The 2,733-nt window shown below is 72.1% G+C and carries 3 protein-coding genes and 1 pseudogene; all 4 read left to right on the top strand.

What is annotated here, in order from left to right:
• On the top strand, positions 1 to 754 hold a 754-nt coding region (locus ASJ79_RS22010; RefSeq protein WP_231750975.1), incomplete at its 5' end, for a dienelactone hydrolase family protein.
• Between the two features lie 84 nt (positions 755 to 838).
• Positions 839 to 1,945 (top strand): glycosyltransferase, encoded by a 1,107-nt coding sequence (locus ASJ79_RS22005; RefSeq protein ID WP_067959899.1) that lies wholly within the window; start codon positions 839 to 841, stop codon positions 1,943 to 1,945.
• Positions 1,946 to 1,959: 14 nt separating this feature from the next.
• Positions 1,960 to 2,370: a hypothetical protein gene (locus tag ASJ79_RS22000; protein ID WP_067959902.1), complete on the top strand. Its 411-nt coding sequence runs from the start codon at positions 1,960 to 1,962 to the stop codon at positions 2,368 to 2,370.
• 97 nt (positions 2,371 to 2,467) lie between these two features.
• Positions 2,468 to 2,733 (top strand): annotated as a pseudogene (locus tag ASJ79_RS21995) (hypothetical protein); the annotation flags it as partial.

Below are 2,733 nucleotides of genomic sequence, written 5' to 3'. Positions count from 1 at the left end.
GATCTCCGAGGTGCGGCTACTGCCCCCGGTGGACGGTCGCACCGAGATCTGGGCTGCCGGCGTGACCTACGAGAACTCTCGCCTAGCCCGCATGGAGGAAAGCGAACACGACGCCGACATCTACGCCTGGGCCGAGGCCGCCGACGCCCGCGGCGGCATCCTGGTGATCCACGAGAACAAGGGACTCAACGACTGGGTGCGCTCGGTGGCGGCACGGCTTGCGGGGGCCGGCTATTCCAGCCTGGCCGTCGACCTGCTCTCGGAGCAGGGCGGCACCGCGACGTTCACCGATCCGGCCGAGGCCACCGCCGCGCTGGGTGCGCGGGCACCGGAGGACATGGTGGCCGACCTGAAGTCCGGCATCGCAGAGGTCCAGCGCCTCACCCCGGAACGGAAGGTGGCCGCGATCGGCTTCTGCATGGGCGGTGGGCTGGTGTGGCGATTGCTGGCCGCCGGCTCACCCGAGCTCGCGGCGGCGTTCCCGTTCTACGGGCCGACCCCCGAGAACCCCGACTTCTCGGGGTCCCGCGACGTCGCGGTCCTCGGCTTCTACGGCGAACTCGACCAGCGCGTCAACGCCACCGAACCGGTGGCCGCCGCCGCTCTGCAGCGGGCCGGGCTGGTCCACGAACTCGTCACCGAGCCGGGCGCCAACCACGCCTTCTTCAACGACACCGGGGACCGCTACGATCCCGGCGCGGCGGCCGACGCCTGGACACGCACCCTGGACTGGCTGGCCGCCCACGTCGGATAGCCGGCACCGACAGGACACCTTCCGTTCGGCATCCGGTCGACCCGGCGTCGCCCGTCGCACACACCCGCACGCTCTGATGCAGCCATGCGGGTGGTCCAGGTGGCGAACTTCTACGGCCCGAGATCCGGTGGCCTGCGCACCGCGGTGGACCGGCTCGGTGCCGAATACTGCGCGGCGGGTCACTCGGTGTTCCTGGTGGTGCCGGGGCCGCGCCCCGAGCAGACCGTCCTGCCGTCGGGTGTCGTCCGGATCTGCGTGCCCGCCAGGCGGATCCCGGGCACCGGCGGGTACCGCGCGGTGCACCCGCGGCCGGTGGTCGCGTTGCTCGAGCGTCTGCGGCCCGACGCGCTGGAGGTCTCCGACCGGCTGACCCTGCGCTCGCTGGGACCGTGGGGTCGCGGGCACGGCGTGTCGACGGTGATGATCTCCCACGAGCGCCTCGATCGCCTTGTCGGACAAGTGCTTCCGAAGCCGATCGCACGAGCGGTGGCCGATGCCGCCAACCGGCGCACCGCGACCGGCTACGACGCCGTGGTCTGCACGACGGCGTTCGCGAGGCAGGAGTTCGACCGCATCGGGGCGCCGAACGTGGTGACGGTGCCGCTCGGGGTCGACCTCGACCAGTTCCACCCGCGCCGGCGTTCGGCCGACGTTCGCCGGCGCTGGGCCCGGCAGGATCAGCCGCTGCTGGTGCACTGCGGCCGGCTCTCGGTCGAGAAACAGCCCCACCGCAGCATCGATGCTGTTGCGGCCCTGCGGGATTCAGGTCTGGACGCCAAACTCGTGGTGGTCGGGGAGGGGCCGCTGCGCGGCCGGCTGCAGCGCCGAGCGGCGCGGCTGCCGGTCGAGTTCACCGGGTACATCGGCTGCCGCGACACCGTCGCGGCGATTCTGGCCAGCGCCGACGTCGCGTTGGCGCCGGGACCGCACGAGACGTTCGGGCTCGCCGCGCTGGAAGCACTGGCGTGCGGCACCCCGGCGGTGGTGTCGCGGACCTCGGCGCTGGCCGAGATCCTCACCCACGACAGCGGTGCCACCGCCGACAACGACGCCCGTTCCATCGCCGGCGCCGTGGGTACCGTGCTGACCCGGCCCGAGTATCAGCGCCGGGACAGTGCACGCCGGCGCGCCGAGCAGTTCACCTGGCCGAGGTCGGCGGCGGGAATGCTGGGCGCCCTCGGCGCGCGGTGACCTACGATCCGAGGATGTTCCGGACGTTCGCCGTGCTGGCCGCCTCCGCGTCGCTGCTGGGATCGGCGGTGGCCGTCGCGGCACACCCCGTCGCGGCGCAACCCGCCCCGCCGACGGCCTGTGTCTACCGGCTCAGCCCGCCGCACGTCGTCAACGTCTCCGGCACCGACATGGTCACCGCCACCGTCACCACCGGCGCCTGCGACGGCGCGGTCACCTACGCGACGACCGCGTGCATCCAGATGCAGGGCGACGACGGGCCCGGGCAGTGCGCGCAGGGCGGCGGCATCCTGCCCGCGCAGGTGTTCTTCCAGCCCTACAGGCCCGGAGCCACGTACACCGCGACCGGGCGTGGATGCGCATCCAAGGGCAATCCACCGCAGAAGTACTGCCAGGAGAGCGGTCCGCACACCGTGACGCTCTGAGGCCACCCCGCGCCGGTTTAGTGCATCCACCGCCCGGGCATCCGACCGGTCGACGGGGTCGTCAACCGTGGCCGCCCCCGCGAGCTAAGGAGCCGGGATGGACACCAACAACGTCGTGTGGATCGTGATAGCCGCCGTCGTCGCGATCATCGCCGTCGGCGTGGTCGTTTTTCTGGCGCGCAGAACCCGCAACCGGCGCCGCGCCGAGGAAGCCGACCGCATCCGCGAAGAGGTGCACCACGACAGCCGGCGCGTGCAGCGCCAGGCCTCGATCGTCGAGGAGACCGAGGCCCGGGCCCGTGCCGCCATCGATGTGCTGTCACACGGTCGTTGTAACGTTCCCCACCATGACACTGGTGCTGA

Source organism: Mycobacterium sp. NAZ190054 (assembly GCF_001545925.1).
Classification (GTDB): domain Bacteria; phylum Actinomycetota; class Actinomycetes; order Mycobacteriales; family Mycobacteriaceae; genus Mycobacterium.
This window is presented reverse-complemented; position numbering and strand designations above follow the sequence as displayed.